The 22,713-nt window shown below is 71.8% G+C and carries 4 protein-coding genes; all 4 read right to left on the bottom strand.

Annotated features, from left to right (window positions below):
• Positions 1-43: 43 nt before the first annotated feature.
• The 4 genes from AB5J62_RS17100 to AB5J62_RS17085 are packed head-to-tail and all read right to left on the bottom strand — an operon-like array spanning position 44 to position 22,711.
• Entirely contained in the window at positions 44-3,409 is a 3,366-nt protein-coding gene (locus AB5J62_RS17100) for an amino acid adenylation domain-containing protein (RefSeq protein ID WP_370949207.1), read from the bottom strand.
• Positions 3,406-11,028, bottom strand: a complete 7,623-nt coding sequence (locus AB5J62_RS17095; protein ID WP_370949206.1) for an amino acid adenylation domain-containing protein — start codon at positions 11,026-11,028, stop codon at positions 3,406-3,408. Before AB5J62_RS17095 ends, AB5J62_RS17100 begins: the two co-directional genes overlap by 4 nt.
• Entirely contained in the window at positions 11,025-15,395 is a 4,371-nt protein-coding gene (locus tag AB5J62_RS17090) for an amino acid adenylation domain-containing protein (RefSeq protein WP_370949205.1), read from the bottom strand. Before AB5J62_RS17090 ends, AB5J62_RS17095 begins: the two co-directional genes overlap by 4 nt.
• On the bottom strand, positions 15,392-22,711 hold the full coding sequence (locus AB5J62_RS17085; RefSeq protein ID WP_370949204.1) for an amino acid adenylation domain-containing protein: 7,320 nt from the start codon (positions 22,709-22,711) through the stop codon (positions 15,392-15,394). Before AB5J62_RS17085 ends, AB5J62_RS17090 begins: the two co-directional genes overlap by 4 nt.
• Positions 22,712-22,713: the final 2 nt, after the last annotated feature.

Here is a 22,713-nt window from a genome sequence, read left to right as displayed (position 1 = left end):
GTGATCGAGGCCCGGTGCCTACCTTTTCAATTTTTTCGGACTTTCAGGCCAGCAGTTCACTTTCGAGTTCTTCCGCCGAAAGCTCGGAAACCTCCAGGTAAATCTCCGCGACCTGTTCGAGCCTGCCGGGAACCGAGTCGTCCGAGGCGAGACGGGCGGCCATCGCGCCTGGTGTGAGCGTCGCGAACAGGGTGCGGACGGACACCTCGTCGGTGTCGAGTGCCTCGCGCAGCCTGCCGATGATGACCGTGGCCAGCACGGAATCGCCGCCCAGCGCGAAGAACGCGTCGTCGAGGCCCACCTTCCCGGTTTCGAGGACATCCGCCCAGATCGACGTGACGACCTTTTCCAAAGCGGTTTTCGGCGCATGGTAAGAATCGACTTGCACGGCCCAGGAAAGGGCGACCGCGCGCCGGTCGATTTTGCCGTTCGAGGTCAGCGGGAATTCGTCGAGCACGACGATCCGCGACGGGACCATGTGCGGCGGCAGCAGGTCGCGGGACCATTCGCGGACCTGCTCGGCGTCGACGTCGCCGGCGACGGCCGCGACGAGCTGGCTGCCCGCGACCCCGGCGACGCCGCAGCGGACGCCGGCGTGCTGGGCCAGCGCCGCTTCGACCTCGCCGAGTTCGATGCGCACGCCGCGCACCTTGACCTGGTGGTCGCGGCGGCCGAGGAACTCGAGTGTCCCGTCCGGCCAGTAGCGGGCCAAGTCGCCGGTGCGGTACCAGCGCGCGCCCTGGTGGTCGACGAACCGGTCGGCCGTGCGCTCGGGGTCGCCCCGGTAGCCCGCGGCCACGCCGTCGCCGCCGATCCAGAGCTCGCCGCCGACCCAGTCGGGGCAGTCGCGGCCGAGCACGTCGACCACCCGGCACCGCACGTTGCGCAGTGGCGTCCCGTACGGCACGGACCGCCACGTCGACGGGACGTCGCGCACCTCGCAGACGGTCGAGTGGATCGCGGTCTCGGTCGTGCCGCCGAGTCCGGCGAACCGGCACTCCGGCGCCTGCGCGGCCACGCGACCCGGCAGGTCGGTGCCGACCCAGTCGCCGCCGAGCAGCACCGTGCGCAACCCGGAAAGCTCGCCGGGACGGGCCGACAGCAGGAGCATGTCGAGCAGCGCGGGCACGCAGTTGACCAGCGTGACGCCGCGCGCGGCGGCCAGTTCGGCCCAGCGGCGGGCTTCGCGCTTGTCGGTCTCCTCGACCAGTACCACCGCTCCCCCGGCGGAAAGCAGGCCGAAGACGTCGTACACCGAGAGGTCGAAGTCCAAAGCGGACACTGCCAGGCAGCGGTCGTCCGCGCCGATCTCGAAGCGCTCGTTGAGGTCGTCGATGGTGTTCATGGCCGCGCGGTGCGGGACCTCGACGCCCTTGGGCTCGCCGGTCGAACCGGACGTGAACAGCACGTACGCGATCGACTCTTCGCCGACCCGCACCGGCTCGGCCAGCGGCGCCGCGTCGGGCACCTCGGTCAGCACCAGCTTCAGCCCGCCGATGCGCTCGATGCGCTCACGGCGCGCGGGCGGCTGGTCGACGCCGATCGGCACGTACCCGGCACCTGCGGCGAGCACGCCGAGCGCAGCGACGAGCTGATCGGGGCCCTTGGGAAAGCTCACGCCGACGGTGTCGCCCGGCTGAACCCCTTGTGCCACCAGGGAACCGGCGACGCGCAAGGCTCGCTCGGCCAGTTCGCCGTACGACAACGTGCCGTCCGAACCCCACAGCACCGCCGGTGCGTCCGGAGTACGAGCGGCCAGCTCGAAGAAGCCGTCCTGCAGCAGCCGTCCGCTGCGCTCGCCCGCCGTGGCGTTGACGCGCTCGCGGACTTCGGCCTGCGCGACCGGCAGCGCGACGCCCACGGAGAGCTCCCAGCCCTCGGCCGACTGCCCGAGCCGGGTCACCAGCCCGTGGAAGGCGGCGAACATCTCGTCGATCATCCCGGCGGGGAACGCGTCCTCCCGGACGTCCCAGTTGATCAGCAGACCGCCGTTGACCTCGGTGACCTGCGCGTCGAGCAGCACCTGCGGGCCCTGCGAGATGATCCACACCGGTTCGCCGAAGCTCGCCCGCACGGTGTCGTCGAACAGCTCGCCCAGGTTCAGCGCGCTGGTGAACACGATCGGCGCGAGCACCTGCTCGCCCTCGTGCCGGGACAGGTCACGCAGCACCTCGACGCCGGAGTACGCGGCGTGCGCGGCGTCGGCGTGCATCCGCTCCTGCAACCCGCGCGCGTGGTCCACAAAGGACGCTTCGGTGGAGAAGTCGACGTCGAGCAGCACCGAGCCGGTGAAGTCGCCGACCAGCGCGTCCACCTCGGGGTGGATCGGCTCGCGGGCGAACATCGGCACGTTGAGCAGGAACCGCGGCTGCGCGCTCCACGAGGCGATCGACTCGGCGAAGGCCGTGGCCACCACCATCGCCGGGGTCAGGCCGTGCTCGTGCGCGCGGGCGCCCAGCCGGGCACGGTCCTCGGGCGAAAGCCAGTGGTGGCGGCGGGTCACGCGGTTGGCGTCGCCGCGTTCGGCCTCGGGCACCAGCGGCAGGTCCGGCGCGGACGGCAGCTCGGGAATCCGCTGCTGCCAGTACGCCTTGGCCTTCTCCTGGTCGGCCACGCGGGTGACCTCGCGCTCGGCGAGGTAGCGCGGGTAGCTGTAGCCGATCGGCGCGAGGTCCAGCGCCGGGTCGGCGTAGAAGCTGGCGAGGTCGGAGAGCAGGATCCGGTAGCTCATCGCGTCGGCGGCGAGCATGTCGACGTCGACGTGCAGCCGGGTCCGGCCGTCCGGCAGCCGCGAAAGCTGGATCGAGAAGACCTCACCGCCGGAGACGTCGAGACGCGCGTGCGACGACTTGTCCCGCAGCGCCTCGAGTTCGTCTTCGTGCTTGAGGTCGTTGACGATCAACGCGGAGTGGCTCCGCTGGGGCAGGATGCGCTGGGTGCCGTCGTCGCCGATTCGCGCACGCAGCATGCCGTGGCGCGCGACGAGCTTGACGACCGCGCGCTCCAGACGGTCAGGGTCGACCTTCTCGCCGTCGAACTCGACGTACAGGTGCGCGGCGACCGCGCCGAGCGTGCTCTCCTCGTCGCGCCCGATCCAGTACGCGTGCTGCATGAGCGCGAGCGGGAACGGGGCGTCCTCGTCGACCTCGACGGTCACCGGCTCGGCCACGACACCGGGTGCGTCGGCCAGGATTTGGCGCCAGTCGGCCAAAGTCGGCCGTTTCGCGAGTTCGGCGAAGCTGACCTTGACGCCCCGGCGGCGCCACTTGCCCGCGACCTGCATGAGCTGGATGGAGTCGAGCCCGAACTCGATGAGACTGTCCTTTTCGGACAGCGCGGCCGCCTCCGCGCCGAGCAGGCCGGTGACCTCGCTCAGCAGTTCGTCCACCGTCGGCTTGTTGTCGCTCACCAGTCGCTCTCCTCGAACTCGTTCAAATCTTCTTGCGTGACCGACACCAGCGACAGGTCCGACAGGGTCGGTCCCGCGCCTTCCGCCTGGCCGATCCCCCGCAGCGCGGCACCGAGCAGGTCGGCCAGCTCGTCGGCACCCGGCCGGTCGAGCACGCCGTCGAGCCAGGTCAGCACCACGCGCAGGCGCTCGCCGTCCGGCCCGTCGGCCAGCAGCGCGGTGATCTCCAGGCCGAAGTCCGCCGCCCGGCCCTCGTGCGGGCGCACCCGCAGCATCGGCGCCTCCGGGGCGAAGGAGAACGGCTTCGGCTCCCCCGTCCCGATCCGGCCCAGGTAGTTGACGACCACGCCGGGTTCCGGCGCGTCCAGTTCCTCGGTGAAGTGCCGCAGCACCCCGTAGCCGAAACCGTGGTCCGGCTGCGAACGCAGCGAGTCCTTGGCGCGCTTGACGATCTCGCCCGCCGGGGCGCCACCGGACTGGACGGCCGCCGCCTCGGCGGCCGACAAGCGCACGCGGACCGGGGCCAGCGTGGTGAACCAGCCGACCGTGCCGGACAGGTCGACGTCCTCGGCGATCTGTTCCTCGCGGCCATGACCTTCGTAGGACAGGACGGTTTCACCGGTCGGAAGTCCGCGCCGGTGACGCCAGGTGGTCACCGTCGCCGCGACCGCGCCGAGCAGTAGCTCGTGCACGCCCGCTTGATAAGCCCCGTCAAGCAGCGGCGCTGTCTCGGTCGCGGAAAGCACCAGCTCGGTGTCCCGCACGGTCGAGCCGCCGTCGGGCGCGAACAGCACCGGCGCGTCCCGCAGCACGTCGCGCCACAGATCGGCCTCGGGCAGCCGGGCCTCGGCCTGCTCGGCGACGAGACGGCTCCAGCGGCGGAACGAGGTGCCGGTCCGGTCCAGCGCCGGCGCGAGGCCTGCCGCCGCCTGCCCCCAGGCCTCGGCGAGGTCCGCGGCGATGATGCGCCACGAAACACCGTCGACCACGAGGTGGTGCGCGACGAGCAGCACCCGGTCGACACCGAGCCAGACGACGTCGAGCATCCGGCCAGCCACCGGGTCCAGCCGGTCGGCGGCCGCCTCGATCTCCTTGTCCAGCGCGGCGGAATCACCACGGTTGAGCAGGTGCGCGGCGTCGATCGACCCCGGTGCCGGGACGACCAGGCCGCCGAGCGCGTCGTCCCAGCGGGCGCGCAGCAGGTCGTGCCGGTCGAGCAGGGCCTGCACGGCCGCGGTCAGCCGCGCCGCGGTCAGCTCCGGTGGCGCGACCAGCAGCACGGCCTGCGCGAGGCCGCCGAACCCGTTCTCGCGGCGGGCCCAGCGCTGGATCGGCGTGGCCTCGGCCAGCCCGAGCGCGGCTTCGAGCGGATCGGTCGTCGTGCCGGACAGGCCGCCGGCCACCACCGCGAGCGCCGACGGCGTGCGGTGCTCGAAGATCTCGCGCGGGCTCAGCGCCAGTCCCGCCTTGCGGGCGAGACTGACCAGCTGCACCGACAGGATGCTGTCGCCGCCGAGCTCGAAGAAGCTGTCGTCCGCGCCGACCTTGTCCAGCCGCAGCGTTTCCGCGAACAGTCCACAGAGGACCGACTCGCGTTCGGTGCGCGGCCTGGTTTCCCCGGCGAGCCCGGCGAAATCCGGTTCCGGGAGCGCGCGGCGGTCGAGCTTGCCGCTCGGGGTCAGCGGGAACTCGTCGAGCGGGACGACCGCGGCGGGCACCATGTGGTCGGGCAGCGAGTCGGCAAGCCGCCGCCGCAGGCCCAGCGGGTCGAGTCCGGTTCCGCGCACGTAGGCGACCAGCCGCTGGTCCTTGGCGGTCACGACCGCGCCGGTGACGCCTGCCAGCCGCTCGGCCGCTGCCTCGATCTCGCCGAGTTCGACCCGGAACCCGCGGATCTTGACCTGGTCGTCGGCGCGGCCGAGGTATTCGAGCGCGTCCTGCCCGGTCCAGCGCACGACATCGCCGGTGCGGTACAGCCTGCCCTCGCCGAACGGGTTCGCCACGAACCGCGACGCGGTGAGCCCGGCCCGGTTGAGGTAGCCGCGCGCCAGCTGGACTCCACCGAGGTACAGCTCACCGGCCACACCAGGAGGCACCGGCCGCAGGAAGCGGTCCAGCACGTAGACGGTGGTGTTCCACACCGGACGTCCGATGGGGACGGTGCTCTCCCCCGCTCCGGCCGTCACCGGCCAGTAGGTGACGTCGACGGCGGCTTCGGTCGGGCCGTAGAGATTGTGCACCGGTGCGCCGATCACGTCGGCCGCGCGGCGGGCCAGCTCGGTCGGCAACGCCTCGCCACTGCACAGCACGCGCCGCAGCGCGCTGCCATGACCGCCGTTGTCCACAAAGGAACGCAGCATCGACGGCACGAAGTGGACGGTCGTGACCCGTTCGGCTTCGATCAGCGATGCGAGGTACGCGGGATCCTTGTGACCGTCCGGCTTCGCGACGACCAAGGTCGCACCGGTGATCAATGGCCAGAAGAACTCCCACACCGACACATCGAAACTCGACGGAGTCTTCTGCAACACCCGGTCGTCCGCGCCCAGCCCGTACTCGTCCTGCATCCACAACAGACGGTTCACGATCGCCGCATGCTCGACCACCACACCCTTGGGCTTGCCCGTCGAACCCGAGGTATAGATGACATACGCCGGATTCGACCCGGTGACGCCTGATTCGACCGCGTCGGCGGGCAGGCCGTCAGCGTCGGCGACGACGATCGCGTCCACGTCGAGTCCCGCCGGGCCGTCCGGCCAGGTCACCAGCAGGACCGGCGCGGCGTCTTCCACCATGAACGCCAGCCGCTCCGCTGGGTAGGACGGGTCGAGCGGCAGGTAGGCCGCGCCCGTCTTGACGATCGCGAGCAACGTGACGATCAGATCGGCCGAGCGCGCGAGCGAGACCGCGACCGTGCGCTCGGGCCCGGCGCCGCGCGACCGCAGCAGCCCGGCGAGCCGGTTGGACCGCTCGTCGAGTTCGGCGTAGGTGAGCTGTTCGCCCTCGAAAATGACGGCGACAGCGTCCGGCGTCCGCGCCACCTGCGCGGTGATGAGTCCCGGCAGAGTGCCCGGCTCGACCGTCCGCGCGGTGGCGTTCCGGTCTGCGAGCAGCTCCCGGCGTTCGTCCGCGCTGAGCACGCTCGTGCGCGACAGAGGCTGGTCCGGAGCCGCCAGCAGCGCGTCGACCAGCCGGACGAGCCGGGTGGCGATGGCGTCCACAGTGGACCGGTCGAACAGGTCGGTGCTGTAGACGAGCCAGCCGTCGACCCCGTCGGCGTCCTCGTACTCGAAGAGGTGGAACGACAGGTCGAGCCGCGCGGCGAAGAAGTCGACCCGCTCCTCCACCAGCGAGGCGGCGCCGAACGGCCGAGCCTCGCGGCGGGCGAGTTCGTGCGCGACCATCACCTGGACCAGCGGGTGCCTGGCCATCGACCGAGCGGGGTTGAGCGCTTCGACCAGCCGCTCGAACGGCAGGTCCTGATGCGCGTGCGCGTCGAGGTCGGTGTCGCGGACCCGGCCGAGCAACTGCCGGAACGACGGGTCGCCGCCGAGGTCGGTGCGCAGCACCAGGGTGTTGACGAAGAACCCGGCCAGCCCGTCGAGCGCCGGGTCGGTCCGGCCCGCGATCGGGCTGCCCACCGGGATGTCCTCGCCGGCGCCCAAGTGGCTCAGCAGCGCCGAAACCGCGGCCTGCAACGCCATGAACACGGTCGCGCCGACACCCCGCGCGAGCTTGCGGAGCGCGCGGTGCGTCTCCGGCGCGAGTGCGAACGGCACCGCGTCACCGCGGAAGCTCGGCACCGCCGGGCGGGGCCGGTCGGCGGGCAGCGGCAGCTCTTCCGGCAGCCCGGCGAGCCGCTCGGTCCAGTAGGCGAGCTGGGCGTCGGCGTCCTTGGCGAGCACTTCCTCTTGCCAGAGCGCGTAGTCCGCGTACTGCACGGGCAGCGGCGACCAGTCGGGCCGCAGTCCACGGCACCGAGCGGTGTAGGCGGCCGAGAGGTCGGCGAGCAGCCGTCCACCGGACCAGCCGTCGCTCGCGATGTGGTGCGTGAGCAGTGAAAGCACGTGCGTGGACTCGTCGAGCACGAACAGCTTCGCCGACAGCGGCGGCTCGCTGTCCAGCACGAACGCGTGCTTGGCCGCGTCACGGAGCCTGCCGTCGAGTTCGGGCTCCGCCGAGTGCACCACGCTGAGCGGGGCGGCGGACTTGAGCACCCGCTGGTACGGCTTGCCTTCGAACTCGGGGTACACCGTCCGCAGCACCTCGTGCCGTGACACCACGTCGGCGATCGCCGCGCGCAGCGCGTCGACGTCGAGCGGTCCGGCGAGCCTGACGGCCAGCGGGATGTTGTAGGTCGGACTCGGCCCTTCGAGCCGGTAGAGGAACCACAGCCGTCGCTGCGCTGCGGACAGCGGCTGACGGCGGGGCCGCGGCCTCGGGGTGAGCGCGGGCCGCGCGCCGGCGACCTCGGACAACGCCGCGGCCAGTTTCGACGGCGTCGGTGCGTCGAAGACCGTGCGCAGCGCGACCTCGGCGCCGAGTTCCGCGCGGATCCGCCCGACGAGGCGGGTGGCCATGATCGAGTGCCCGCCGAGTGCGAAGAAGTCGTCGTGCGCGCCGACGCCCGGCACGCCGAGCAGTTCGGCGAACAGTCCACACAGGACAGCTTCTTCGGCGGTGGCGGGCTTGGCGCCCTCCGCCACCGCGGCCTCGGGCTCCGGCAGTGCCCGGCGGTCGAGCTTTCCGCTGGGCGACAACGGGAAGATGTCGACCGGCATGATCACCGACGGCACCAGGTGCTCGGGCATCGAGGCGGCGAGCTCGGCCCGGTACGCGGCCGGGTCCGGGTCGTCCGCGATGACGTAGGCGATGAGCTGCTGGCGGTCCTCGCGGGCGACGACCGCCGCCGCGCGGACGCCGTCGAGCGCGGTGATCGCCGCTTCGACCTCGCCGAGTTCGATGCGGAAACCACGCAGCTTCACCTGGTCGTCGCCGCGGCCGAGGAATTCGAGCGCGCCCGCGGCGTTGCGCCGCACCAGGTCACCCGTGCGGTACAGCCTGCCTTCGCCGAACGGGTTCGCCACGAATCGCGACGCGGTGAGGCCCGGCCGGTTCAGGTAGCCGCGGCCGAGCTGGACGCCGCCGAGGTACAGCTCGCCGGTGACGCCGGGCGCGACCGGCTGGAGTGCCCGGTCGAGCACGTGGACCTGGGTGTTCCACACCGGACGGCCGATCGGCACCGACCCGGCGGCGGAGTCGGTGCCGTCCTCGGCTGGCCAGTAGGTGACGTCGACGGCCGCTTCGGTCGGGCCGTAGAGATTGTGCAGCCCGGCGGTGAACAGCCCGGCGAACCGGCGTGCCAGCTCGGACGGCAGCGCCTCACCGCTGCAGATCACGCGCCGGAGCGAGGTGCAGCGCACCGCGGCCGGTTCGTCCACGAAGGACCTGAGCATCGACGGTACGAAGTGGACAGTCGTGACGGACTCCGCCTCGATCACCGAAACGAGGTACGCGGGGTCCTTGTGTCCGTCCGGCTTGGCGACGACCAGCGTCGCGCCGGTGATCAGCGGCCAGAAGAACTCCCACACGGAAACGTCGAAACTCGACGGCGTCTTCTGCAGCACTCGGTCGTCCGGGCCGAGCCGGTACTCGTCCTGCATCCACAGCAGACGGTTGACGATGGCCGCGTGTTCGACGGTCACACCCTTGGGCTTGCCGGTCGACCCCGAGGTGTAGATGACGTACGCCGGGTTCGGCCCGGCGGGTGAGCGCGTCTCGCCCCGCTCACCCGGCAGCGGCTCGTCGACGGCCAGCCCCGGGATCGGGGAGCGCGCGTCGGTGAGGACGACCACCGGTGCGGCGTCGTCGATCATGAACGCCAGCCGGTCCGCCGGATAGGACGGGTCGAGCGGCAGGTAGGCGGCGCCGGACTTCAGCACGGCGAGCAGCGAGACGACCAGCTCGGCCGAGCGTGTCACCGCGACGCCGACCACGGACTCCGGCCCGGCGCCGCGGGCGGCGAGCACCCCGGCGAGGTCGTCCGCCCGCTGGGCGAGTTCGCGGTAGGTGAGCCTGTCGCCTTCGAAGACCAGCGCGTCCGCGTCCGGCGTACGGGCCGCCTGCGCGGCGAACAGGGACACCAGCGTCTCGTCCGGCACGCTCGCCGACGGCCAGTCGATGGCGGCGTCGGCGCCGAGGAACTCCAGCCGTCCCACCGGTACCTCGGGCGTCGCGAGCGCGGCGGCCAGCAGGCTCTCCAGGTGCGCGAGAAACCGGTCCACAGTGGACTTTTCGAACAGCTCGTCGCGGTAGGTCGCTTCGATGCGCAGGTCGCCGTCGGTCAGGAACGCCTCGAGCGCCAGGTCGAACTGGGTGGTGTCGTTGTGCACCGTCTCCCAGGTCGCCTCGACACCAGGGAAGTCGAGACCTCGCAGACCCTGGGTCAAGAACAGCAGCATGACGTCGAACAGCACCGAACGGCCGGGCTGGCGCGGCGGGTTCAGCTTCTCCACGAGCACGTCGAACGGCATCGACTGGTGGGCGTAGCCGTCGGTGCAGACCTGCCGCACCCGGGACACGAGTTCGCCGAACACCGGGTCGCCGGTCAGGTCGGCGCGCAGCACCAGCGTGTTGCCGAAGTTGCCGATGAGCCGTTCCAGCTCGGCGGTGTCGCGGTTCATCGACGCCGAGCCGATCGGCACGTCGGTGGCACCGGTGTAGCGGTGCAGCAGCGCGGCGTACGCGGCGAAGACGACCATGAACGGGGTGGCGCCTGCTTCCCTGGCGTACTCGACGAGGCGTGCGGTCAGCTCGGGCGCGAAGGTGTGGAACCGGCGGTCGCCCGCCGAGGACGGGCTCAGCCGCCGCGCGCGGTCGACCGGCAGCGGCAGGTTCTCCGGGATCGGGTCGAGTGCGTCGCGCCAGTAGGAGAGGTCACCGGCGAGCCGTTCGTCGGTGAGGGTTTTCCTTTGCCAGACGGCGAAATCGGCGTACTGGACGGCGAGCGGTTCGAGGCCGGACGGCTGCCCGGTGGTGTCCTCGCGGTAGAGCGCGCTGAGGTCGCGCGAGAGCGCGTTGAAGGTGAAGCCGTCCCACGCGATGTGGTGCACGACCAGTACCAGCACGAAGTCGTCGTCGCCGCGGTGCAGCAGGCGCAGCCGCATCGGGTGGTCGGTGGCCAGGTCGTACGAGCCGCCCGAGTCGCGGCGTGCCTGCTCCTCGATCACCTGTTCCCGCTTGGCCTCGTCGAGCCCGCGCAGGTCGGTCTGGTCCATGGTGACCACGGCGTACGGGTCGACGACCTGCCACGGCACGCCGTCGGCGCCGGGCACGTACCGGGTGCGCAGGATCTCGTGCCGCTGCACCAGCCGCTGGAACGAGCGCTGGAGCGCGGCCCGGTCGAGCGTGCCGCGCAAGCCTATGCGCAGGCAGACGTTGTACGCCGCGCTGCCCGGTTCGAGCTGCTGCAACAGCCACATCCGCGACTGCGCGAACGACAGCGGGATCGCTTCGTCGTCGCCGCGCCGGGGAATGCGGCGCGCCGGCTCGCGCAGGCCCGCCTGCGCCAGCTTCCGGCGCATCAGTTCACGGCGGCGGGCCGCCAGATCGGCGTTCATCCTTCACCCCTTGCGATAGCTGTGAGCGCGGCGAACCACGCGTCGGAAAGCGCCCGGATCCGGTCCTCGGTGAACAGTGCCGACGGCCACTGCCAGTCGGCCTCCAGCACCGGGCCGCCCTCGTGGTCCCGCACCAGCGCGTTGAGGACCAGGCAGTAGGGCGCGGGCATCGAGCCGTCGACGCCGCCGCCCATCGCCCCGGTCTCCGGCGCGCCGGTCCACGGCTCACCGGAGCGCTCACCCGCGGTGAGCCTGCCGAGATAGTTGAACTCGATCTGCGGCTCGGGCAGGCCGGGCAGCGCCTCGGCCAGGTAGCGCAGCAGACCGTGTCCGATTCCCTTGTCCGGCAACGCGAGCTGTTCCTCCACTCGGGACAGTCGCTTGTGGACGTCACCGTCACCGGGGTCGACCCTGACCGGGAACACGCTGGTGAACCAGCCGACGGTGCCGGACAGGTCCGCGCCGTCGACGACCTGCTCCTCGCGGCCGTGGCCTTCGAGCGCGACGAGCAGTGAACCGTCGCCGCGCAGTGCGCGCGCGAGCGCCGCGAGCAGCACGGCGTCCACCGAGACGCCGTGCTCGGCGGGCACGGAGGTGAGCAGCGCGCGGGTGACGTCGGCGTCGAGCGAGGTCCTGGCCGCGCGCACGGTCGCGCGGGTGTCGACGGCCGGGTCGAGCCTGCGGGCGCCGAGCACCGGGTCGGGAGCGCTGAGCATGTCCCGCCACAGGTCCACTTCGGGCAGACGGGTCGCGGCGGCCTTTTCCAAGCCCAGCGCCCATTCCCGGAACGACGTGCCGGGGTAAGCGCTCGCGAAGGCTTCACCGCGCCGCAGCGCGGCCCAGTCGTCGGCGAGGTCCTGCACCAGGAAGCCCCAAGACGCGCCGTCGACCACCAGGTGGTGCAGGAGGATCAGCAGGCGGCCCTGCTTGCCCTCCCCCGCGTCGAACCAGGTGAACCTGGCCATCGCACCGCGTGCGGGCGCGAGCGTGGCCAGGTCTTCTTCCAGCACGCCCGGCAGCCGCTCGCCGATGCTCTCGTAGCTCAGGCCGCTCGCGTCGACACGCCGGATGACGTCCTCGGCGCGAACGGCGCCCGCCGGGCGCGCGGTGAACCGCCACTGGCCGTCGGCACGCGCGAAGGTGGTGCGCAGCACGTCGTGCCGGTCGAGCAGGGACTGCACGAGCCCGCGCAACCCGGCCTCGTCCAGCCCGGCCGGGGTGATCAGGAACCTGGCCTGGCTGAACCGGTCGTGCGGGGTGCCCTGCTCGGCGAACCAGCGCAGCATCGGCGTCAGCGGGATGTCGCCGACACCGGCGCCTGCCTCGCGCACGGGTGCCTCGCCCTCGGCCGCGACAGCCGCGAGCGCGGCGACGGTCCGGTGCTCGAACACGTCACGTGGCGAGAGCTTCAACCCGGCGGCCCTGGCCTTGCTGACCAGGCGCATCGACACGATGCTGTCGCCGCCGAGTGCGAAGAAGCTGTCCTCGACGCCGACCGAGTCCAGGCCGAGCACCTCGGCGAAGAGGTCGGCGAACCGCTGCTCGCGCTCGGTGCGCGGAGCCACGGCGTTCGCGTCCGACAGGTCCGGGGCCGCGAGCGCCGCCGTGTCGAACTTCCCGTTGGCGGTGAGCGGGAAGGTGTCGATCGGCAGCACCGCCACCGGCACCATGTAGTCCGGCAGCCTGCTCGCGACCAGTTCCCGCAGTCCGTCCACAGTGGAATCGCGCAGGACCACGTACGCGACGAGCCTGCGCACGCCTGGCAGATCTTCGCGGACGACCACGGCCGCGCGCGCGACCCGCGGGTCGGACAGGAGCACGGCCTCGATCTCGCCGGGTTCGATCCGGAAACCGCGGATCTTGACCTGGTCGTCGACCCGGCCGCGGCAGTCGATCAGGCCGTCCGGCGTCCAGCGCGCGACGTCACCCGTGCGGTACATCCGCGCGCCCGCCGGGCCGAACGGGTCGGCCATGAACCGGGACGCGGTGACGCCCGGCCTGCCGAGATAGCCGCGTGCCAGCCCGTCACCCGCGATGTACAGCTCGCCATCGACACCGGGCGGGCAGTGGTTCAGCTGCCGGTCGAGCACGTAGGCGCGCGCGTTGCCGACGGGTGAGCCGATGCACGGGCTCTCCATCCGCGAGAACTCGCAGGCCGCGGCGTCGACGGTGCATTCGGTCGGGCCGTAAAGGTTGTGCACGGCGAGGCCTTCGGTCTCGCGCAGGACGCGCCAGAGGTCCGGCGGCACGGCCTCCCCGCCGACGCCGAGCACCTTCAGCTCGCCGCGCCAGCCCGGCTCGGACGCGACCTGGCCCAGCAGCGACGGCGACAGCTCGATGAACTCGATCCGGTGCACGGCAAGGAATTCGCGCAACGCGTCGGCGTCGCGGCGGACGTCCGGCGGGACCAGGTGCAGCTCGTGCCCGGCGAACATCCACAGCATCGGCTGCCAGGACGCGTCGAAGGCCATCGGCCACGCGTGCCCGACCCGCAGCGGCCTGCCGCCCGCGGCTTCGCGTGCCGGGTCGAACAAGTCGGTGCGGTGGCTGACCAGCAGGTTGACGATCGAGCGGTGCGAGACCACGACGGCCTTCGGGGTGCCGGTCGAGCCCGAGGTGTAGATGACGTAGGCCGGGTGCGCGGGATTCGCGCGCGGCTCCGGGTCGGTGTCGCCGTAGCCGTCGAGCTCGGGGTAGGTCCACAGCGTCACGGCCGGCCGGGCGTCGGCGATCATCACGTCGAGCCGCTCGGCGGGCCATTCCGGGTCCAGCGGCAGGTACGCGCCGCCGGTCTTGAGCACCGCGACGAGCGCGACGAGCACGTCCGGGCCGGGCGGCAACGCCAGCGCGACGATCCGCTCCGGTCCGGCGCCGCGTTCGGCGAGGTAGCGGGCGAGCCGGTTGGCGCGGGCGTTGACCTCGCCGAAGGTCAGCCGCGTCTCGCCGTCGGCGACGGCGATCGCGTCGGGGGTCAGCCTGGACTGCTCCTCGAAGACCTGTGCCAGCGTGACGGCGGGGACGTCGAGCGCTTTGCCCGTCCCGAATCCGAGCAGCCGCGCGCGTTCGGCCGCCCCGAGCAGGTCGACGGCCGCGACCGGCGAGCCCGCGCCGTCCGCGAGGTGCTCGACCGCCCGCCGGAAGTACCCGGCGACCGTCTCGGTGAACTCGCGGTCGAACACGTCCGGCCGGAACTCGAAGGTGACCGCCAGCTCGCGTTCGGCGGCGACGGCGAGTGTCATCGGGTAGTGCGTCGCGTCGTCGACCTCGATGCGGCCGAGCCGCAGGCCTGCCTCGGCCTCGCCGGCGGCCACCGCCTCGTCGTCGATCGGGTAGCTCTCGAAGACGACGAGCGTGTCGAACAGATCGCCGGTGGCACGCTGGATCTCGCTGAGCCCGACGTGCTGGTAGTCCATCAGCGCGACCTGCTCGCGTTGCACCCGGCACACGACTTCGGCCAGCGGGGCGGCGGCGCCCGTGCGCACGCGCACCGGGACGGTGTTGATGAACAGCCCGACCATCGACCCGACGCCCGCGAGGTCGGCAGGCCTGCCGGAGACGGTCGCGCCGAACACCACGTCGTCGCGGCCGGTGAGCCGGGAGAGCACCAGGCCCCACACCGACTGGATGATCGTGTTGGCGGTGACCCCGAGTTCCCGTGCCCGCGCGTAAAGCCGCCGGGTCAGGTCTTCGGGCAGTTCGAGCTTGATCTTGCCGGGCGGCACCGGGACGCGAGACGGCTGCGACGGCGCCAGGAGCGTCGGCTCGGTGATGCCGTCGAGCGCGGACTTCCACGCGGCGAGCGCGGAGTCCGCGTCCTGCGCGGCCAGCCACGCGAGGTAGTCGCGGAACGGCCGGACCGGGGGCAACGACCTGCCCGCGTAGAGCCCGAGCAGGTCGGTGACCAGCAGCGGCAGCGACCAGCCGTCGAGCAGGATGTGATGGTTGGTCAGCACCAGCCGGTACTCGGCCGGGCCCAGCTTGATCACGGTGAACCGGATGAGCGGCGGGTTCTCCAGGTCGAACGGGGCGACCCGGTCGGCCGCGAGCAGCGCGGTGAGCTTCGCCTCTTGGTCGTCCACAGTGGACAGGTCGAGGTAGGTCCACGGCAGGTCGACCTCGCTGAGCACGACCTGGACCGGCTCGTCCATGTCCTCCTGCACGAAGCAGGCACGCAGGTTCGGGTGCCGCCGCAGCAACGCGACCGTCGCCGCGCGCAGCCGCTCGACGTCGAGTTCACCGTCGAGACCGAGCACGGTCTGCACGGTGTAGACGTCGGTGTCCGAGTCGTCGTAGGAGGCGTGGAAGAGCATGCCCTGCTGCAGCGGGGAAAGCGGCAGGACGTCTTCGACGAGGGTTTCTTCGCTCACTTCTTCCGCCACTTCGCCGCGATCTTGTCGAGCTGGCCCTGGTTCACCGAGACCAGCGGCACGTCAGAGGGGGTGAAACCGCCGAGGCCGGTACGCGCGGCCAGCGTGTCGAGCGTGCGCACCCACGAGGCCGAGATGGCCTCGACCTCGGTCTTGGTCAGCACACCGGACGGCCACGACCAGGTGACCTTGATGACGGGGCCGTCCGCCCGGTCCTCGGTGACCACCGTGACGTCGAGTCCATAGCGGACCGGAGTGTCCTTTGTGGACTTGAGTACGCCGGTCAGCACGTCGGATTCCTCGGCGGGTACCCAGAAACCGTCGGCCGCGCCCATGTCGAACCGGCCGAGGTAGTTGAAGCACACCGGCGGCTCCGGCTCGGTCAGGCCGAGCAGCCCGAAGCCGATGCCGTTGTCCGGCACCGCGCGCAGCTGTTCCTTGACCCGCTTGAGCGCGGCGGCCGGGTCGGCGCCGGTGACGTCGAGCGCCACCGGATAGACCGTGGTGAACCAGCCGACGGTGCGGGAGAGGTCGGCGCCGGGCACGAGGTGCTCCTCGCGGCCGTGGCCTTCCAGCGCGACGAGCGTGCCCGCGGGCAGCGCGAACGCCAACGCGGTCAGCAGCACGTCCTGCACACCGGCCCGCACCGAAGCCGGGACGGTGGTCAGCAACGGCTTCGCCTGCGCGGGTGGAAGCGTCACGGTCAGCTTGTCCAGCGTTCCCAAGGTGTCCCGGTCGTCGACCGGCCGCGCGCCGAGCGACGTGCCCGGCCCGTCGAACTCCCAGCGGGACGCGTCGGGCGTGACGGTCGCGAGCAGGTCACGTGCCCAGCGGCGGAACGAGGTCGCCGGAGCGGCGAGCGGGCGGCCCGCCCAGGCTTCGGCGAGATCAGCGGCCAGGATGCGCCACGAAACCCCGTCGACGACCAGGTGGTGCAGCACCAGCAGCAGCCTGCCCGGCCGGTCGGGGCCGAGGTCGAACCACACCGCGCGCACCAGCGCGCCCGCCTGCGGGTCCAGCAGCCCGACCGCGTCGGCGTAGTGCTTCGACACCAGCTCGCGCAGGTCCTCCCCCGCGGTCACGACGACCCGGTCGAGCACCTCGGACACCGCGACCGGACGGATACGGAGCGCGTCGCCGGTGAACCGCGCCCGCAGGACCTCGTGCGTGTCCAGCACCGCCCGCAGCGCGGACTCGACCTGCTCACCCGGCGGGATCCGCAGCAGCGCGCTCTGGTGCATGCCCGGCTCGGCCGTGCGCGCCCACCAGCGCAGAATCGGCGTCAACGGGATGTCGCCCTCGTCGTCGGTCTCAGGCTGGACGCTCACCTCGGGCCCGGCGGCCAGCGCCAGCGCGGCGACGGTCTGGTGCTCGAAGACCTGGCGCGGCGAGATCGGGACGCCTGCGGCGCGTGCCTTGCCGACCCATTGGATCGACAGGATGCTGTCGCCGCCGAGCGCGAAGAAGTTGTCGTCCGGCCCGACCGAGTCGATCTTGAGCACCTCGGCCATCAGCGCGCAGAGCACGCGTTCGCGTTCGTTCGCGGGCGCCCGGCCGGTGTCGCGGCGTTCCGGTTCCGGCGCGGGCAGCGCACGGCGGTTGACCTTGCCCGACGGCATGAGCGGGAACTCCGTGAGGAACACGAAAGTGCTGGGCACCATGTGCTCCGGCAGCCTGCCCTTCAGCCAGGACCGGACCTGCTCGGTGGACGCCCCGGACGCCAGCGCGTAGCCGACGAGCCGTTTCACGCCCGGCTGGTCCTCGCGCACGAGCACCACCGCGCGGCGGATCTCCTCGTGCTGTTCGAGCACGGCCTCGATCTCTTCCAGCTCGACCCGCATGCCGCGGATCTTGACCTGGTTGTCCGCGCGGCCCAGGAACTCCAGCGTGCCGTCGCCCACCCAGCGCGCGAGGTCGCCGGTCCGGTACAGCCGGGAACCCGGCGGCCCGAACGGGTCGGCGACGAACGCGGCCGCCGTCCGCTTCGCGTCGTTGACGTAGCCGCGGCCGAGGTAGACGCCGCCCGCGTAGAGCTCGCCGGGCACCCCGGCGGGCACCGGCTGGAGGTTGCGGTCGAGCACCACGAGCCAGGTGTTGCCGTTGGGCCCGCCGATCGAGATCGCGCTGCGCACCGCGTCGCTGCGGTACACGACGTGGCTGACGCCGATGGTGGCCTCCGCCGGGCCGTAGCCGTGGTACATCACCGCGTCGCTCGTGGCGCGGAACCGGTGGAACAGCTCGGGTGTGAGCACCTCCCCGCCGCACCAGACGTGCTTGAGCGAACGGCCACGGCGCTCGAAGCCGTCCAGCCCGACCAGCAGGTCCAAAATGGACGAAGGCAGGTAGGTGAAGGTGACCCGGTGCCGCTCGATCAGGCCGAGCAGGTAGTCGATGTCGCGTTCGCCGTCCGGCTCGGCGATCACCACGGCGCCGCCGGTGACCAGCGGCAGGAAGATCTCGTTGATCGAGATGTCGAAGCCGAGCGGCGCCTTGAACAGCGCCGCGTCGCCGGTGCCGAAGCCGAGCAGTTCCCGCTGCCACAGCAGCCGGTGCGTGATCGCGCGGTGGCGGATCATCGCGCCCTTGGGCGTGCCGGTCGACCCTGAGGTGTAGATGACGTACGACAGGCCTTCCGGCTCGATCGGCACGCCGAGGTTCGCACTGTCCTCTTCAGACACTTCACCCAGCTCGACGTGCACGACGGGAACACCGAGCGCTCCGACCGGACCCGAGTGCCCGGCGCCGCTGAGCACCGCGGTCAGTGCCGCGCTCCCGCAGACCTCCGCGATCCTCGCGGCGGGCCACGACGGTTCGAGCGGCACGAACGCACCGCCCGCCTTCTCGATGGCGAGCAGGCCGACGATCATCTCGATCGAGCGTTCCCAGTGCATGCCGACGGTCCGTTCGGGACCGACGCCGAGGCCTGCCAGCCTGCGGGCGAGCCGGTTCGCGTGCGCGTTGAGCTCGGCGTAGGTGAGGCTCGCGTCGTGGAAAACGACGGCGGGCTCGTCGGGCGTGCGGGCGACCTGCTCCTCGACCATCGCGGTCAGCGTGGTCACCGGGACGCTCGTCGCCGTCTCGTTCCACGCGCGCTGCTGGGCTCGCTCGGCCTCGCTGAGCAGGCCGATCAGGCCGACCGGGCGGGCCGGGTCGGCGATGAGCGCGGCCAGCAGCCGGTTGAACCGGTCGGCCATGGCTTCGGCGGTCGCGTGGTCGTAGAGATCCGTGCTGTAGACCAGGGTCCACTCGGTCTCGCCGAACTCGAACGACAGGTCGAACTTCGCGGACTGGCTCTCGACGGGCAGCGGGGTGGCGGTGACGCCGTCGAGTTCCAGCGCGATGCTCGCCGGGTCCCGGTGGGAGACCATCACCTGGAACAACGGATGCCGTCCCGCCGAACGCGGCGGGTTCACCGTCTCCACGACCCGCTCGAACGGCAGATCCGCGTGCGAGTACGCGCCGAGGTTGGTCTCCCGCACCCGCGCCAGCAGCTCGCGGAAGGACGGGCCGCCGCTCAGGTCCGTGCGCAGCACCAGCGTGTTGACGAAGTAGCCGACGAGGTCGTCGAGCGCTTCGTCGCCGCGGCCGGCGGACGGGGTGCCCAGCGGGATGTCCTCGCCCGCGCCGAGCCGGTGCAGCAGCACGGCGACGGCGGCCTGGGTGACCATCAGCTCGCTGACCCCGCGAGCGCGGGCGAGCTTGCGCACCGCGGCGGCGTCGAACCGGGTGGTGACCATGGCGCCGAGGTGGCTCGGCGCCACCGGGCGCGGCCGGTCGGCCGGGATCGGCAGTTCCTCGGGGACGCCTTCCAGCCGCTTGGCCCAGTAGGCACGCTGGGTCTCGCTCACTTCGTCGAGCAGCTCCTGCTGCCAGAGTGTGAAGTCCGCGTACTGCAAGGGAAGCGGCCGCCATGACGGCTCCGCTCCCGCGCGCCGGGCCGCGTAGGCATGCGCGAGGTCACGCAGCAGCGGCCGCGCCGACCACTCGTCACCGGCGATGTGGTGCGCGAGCAGGACGAGCACGTGCTCCTGCTCGGCCACCGTCAGCAGTTCGGCGCGGAACGGGATCTCTTCCGCCAGCCGGAACTCGTGACTGGTCGCCGCCGCCACGTCGGAGCCGGTGCGCTGGACCAGCTCGGGGCTCACGGTTTCGAGGATCCGCTGAACCGGGTTTCCGTCCGTCTCCGGGAAGATCGTGCGCAGCGACTCGTGTCGTCCGGCCACATCGGACAGTGCGGCGCGCAGCGCCGCGACATCGACGTCACCGGAAAGCCTCGCGGTGAAAGGAAGATTGTAGGCCGAGCTGGGTCCTTCGAGCCGGTCGAGGAACCACAGGCTGCGCTGCGCCGGCGAAAGCGGCAATTCCGCCGGACGTCGGCGCGGGCCGGGCGCCGGGCGCACCGGTCCGCCGTCCAGCGCACGCGCGAGACGCGCGACGGTCGGCGCGTCGAACACGGTCCGGACCGGAACGTCGACGCCGAGCGCCGCGCGGATCCGGCCCGCCAGCCTGGTGGCGAGGATGGAATGCCCGCCGATGGCGAAGAAGTCGTCGTGCACGCCGACCGACGCCACGCCGAGCACGTCGGCGAAAAGACCGCTCAGGATCTCTTCGGCCGGGGTCTTGGCCTCGCCGTCCGAGGTGACGAACTCGGGCTCGGGCAGCGCCTTGCGATCCAGTTTTCCGCTGGGCGACAACGGAAGCCGGTCGAGTACGACGAAGGCTGACGGCACGAGGTGCTCGGGCAGCACGCGGCTCAGCCCGGCACGCGCGGCGACCGGGTCCGCGGACTCCGGCGTGAGATAGGCGACGAGGCTCTGCTGTTCCGGCCGGACGACGGCCGCCGCGGCGGTCACCCCGTCGAGCGCCGTCAGCGCGGCTTCGACCTCGCCGAGCTCGACGCGGAAACCGCGGAGCTTGACCTGGTCGTCGGCGCGGCCGAGGTACTCCAGCCCGTTCGCGGTGAAGCGCACCAGGTCGCCGGTGCGGTAGAGCCGGGAACCGGGTTCCCCGAACGGGTTCGCGACGAACCTCGACGACGTGAGGTCACGCCTGCCGAGGTAGCCGCGGGCGAGCTGTACGCCCCCGAGGTACAGCTCGCCCACGCTGCCTTCCGGCACCGGCCGGAGGAACCGGTCGAGCACGAAGACGCCCGTGTTCCACACCGGGTGTCCGATGGGGACAGTGGTCTCGTCGGCGCAGGTCCACGCCGTGACGTCGACGGCGGCTTCGGTCGGCCCGTAGAGATTGAACAGCGGGACGCCGAGCTTGTCCCGCACCCGGTCGCGCAGGTCGGCGCTCAGCGCCTCACCGCTGCAGATGATCCGGCGCAGGCTGCCGCGGGCCGCCGGTCCGCTCAGGAACTCGGCCAGCATCGACGGTACGAAGTGGACGGTCGTGACGCGCTCGGCCTCGATCAGCGACGCGAGGTAACCGGGATCCTTGTGCCCGCCCGGTTTCGCGACGACGAGCGCCGCGCCGGTGATCAACGGCCAGAAGAACTCCCACACCGAAACGTCGAAGCTCGACGGGGTCTTCTGCAGCACGCGGTCGTCAGGGCCGAGGCGGAATTCGTCCTGCATCCACAAGAGACGGTTGACGATCGCCGCGTGGTCGACCACCACGCCTTTCGGACGCCCGGTGGAACCCGAGGTGTAGATGACGTACGCGGGGTTGCCCGGCCGCGGCGGCTCCGGCTCGCCCTCGGCCGAGTCGTCGTCCAGCGTGGTGAGCACGACCGCGGGCGCGGCGTCGGCGATCATGAATTCGAGGCGCTCGGCCGGATACGACGGGTCGAGCGGCACATAGGCACCACCGGCCTTGTGCACGGCCAGCAACGCGATGACGAGATCGAGCGACCGCTCCAGCTGGATCCCGACGGTCGTCTCGGGGCGGACCCCGCGGGCCGCCAGCCGCCGCGCGAGCGCGCCGGCGCGGGCGTCGAGTTCGGCGTAGGTCAGCGAGTGGTCCTCGAACACGAGCGCGGTCGCGTCGGGCGTGCGTGCGACCTGAGCCGAGAACAGCTCGGGCAGCGTGGTTTCCGGCACGGGCACGGCGGCGCCGAGTTCGTGGGCACGCTCGGTTTCGCCGAGCAGCCCGAGCTTGGCGAGCGGCAGCGAAGGCTCGGCCAAGAACCGGCGCAGCACCCGCTCGAAGCGGGCGGCGATCGCGGGCGCGTCGATGCCGTCTTGGTGGTCGACGCGCAGTCCGAGTTCCTCGCCCGGCAGCACGATCAGCGCCAGCGGGTAGTGCGTGGCGTCGCGGACGGTGACCCCGGCCAGCCGGAGCCCGCGCGCTTCGGGCAGGTCCCCCACCGGGTAGCTCTCGAACACCACGAGGGTGTCGAAGAGCGTCGCGTGGCCGGCGGCGCGCTGGATGTCGGCGAGCCCGAGGTGCTGGTGGTCGAGCAACGCGGCCTGGTCGGCCTGCACCCGGGCGAACAGCGCGGCGAGCGACTCGGCGGGATCGAGCCGGACGCGCACCGGCAGGGTGGTGATGAACAGCCCGACCATCGAATCGACACCGGGGATGCGGGGATCGCGCCCGGAGACCGTGGCGCCGAAGACGACATCCGCACGGCCGGTCAGCGCACCCAGCACGACCGACCAGACGCCCTGGACGACGGCGTTCACCGTCAGGCCACGCGCGCGGGCGACTTCGGCCAGCCGCGCGGTCAGCTCGCGCGGCAGGGTGAATCCGGCGCTCGCCGGCAAGCCCGGCTTCGTGTCCGGCGCGATGAGCGTGGGCCCGTCGAGCCCGTCGAGTGCCCGCGTCCACGCGCTTTCGGCGGCGGCGCGGTCTTGGCGGGCGAGCCACGCCAGGTAGTCGCGGTAGGGCCGGACCGGTGCGAGCTGTTCACCGGCGTAGAGCGCCAGCAGCTCGCGGACCAGGATCGGCGCGGACCAGCCGTCCCACAGCAGGTGGTGCGAAGTGAGCACCAGCCGGTCGCGGGTGCCGCGCACCAGCGTGAAGCGCAGCAGCGGCGGCCTGGTGATGTCGAACGGCTCCGCCCGGTCGCCGTCGAGGAACTCCCCGAACTCGTCTTCGGAGAGGATTTCCCTTTCCCGCCAAGGCAGTTCCACGTCGCGGCGGATGACCTGCACCTGCTGCCCCGACGCGCTCGCGCGGAACGCGGACCGCAGATTGGGGTGCCTGCGCAGCAGCGCGCCCGCGGCTTCGCGCAGGCGTGCGGCGTCCACCGGTCCGTCCAGGTCGAACACGGCTTGGACGGTGTAGACGTCGTGGTCACCGAAGAGGGCATGGAAGACCATGCCCTGCTGCAGCGGGGAAAGCGGGAGAACGTCCTCGACGGCAGACACGG

It is taken from the genome of Amycolatopsis sp. cg5 (assembly GCF_041346955.1).
GTDB lineage: Bacteria > Actinomycetota > Actinomycetes > Mycobacteriales > Pseudonocardiaceae > Amycolatopsis.
The sequence above is the reverse complement of the archived record's forward strand: the minus strand, read 5'-3'. Positions and strand labels throughout refer to the sequence as shown.

Excerpts from the sequence above, each read along its gene's own strand:
- AB5J62_RS17095 (WP_370949206.1), bottom strand. The coding sequence starts at position 11,028 with ATGAACGCCGATCTGGCGGCCCGCCGCCGTGAACTGATGCGCCGGAAG.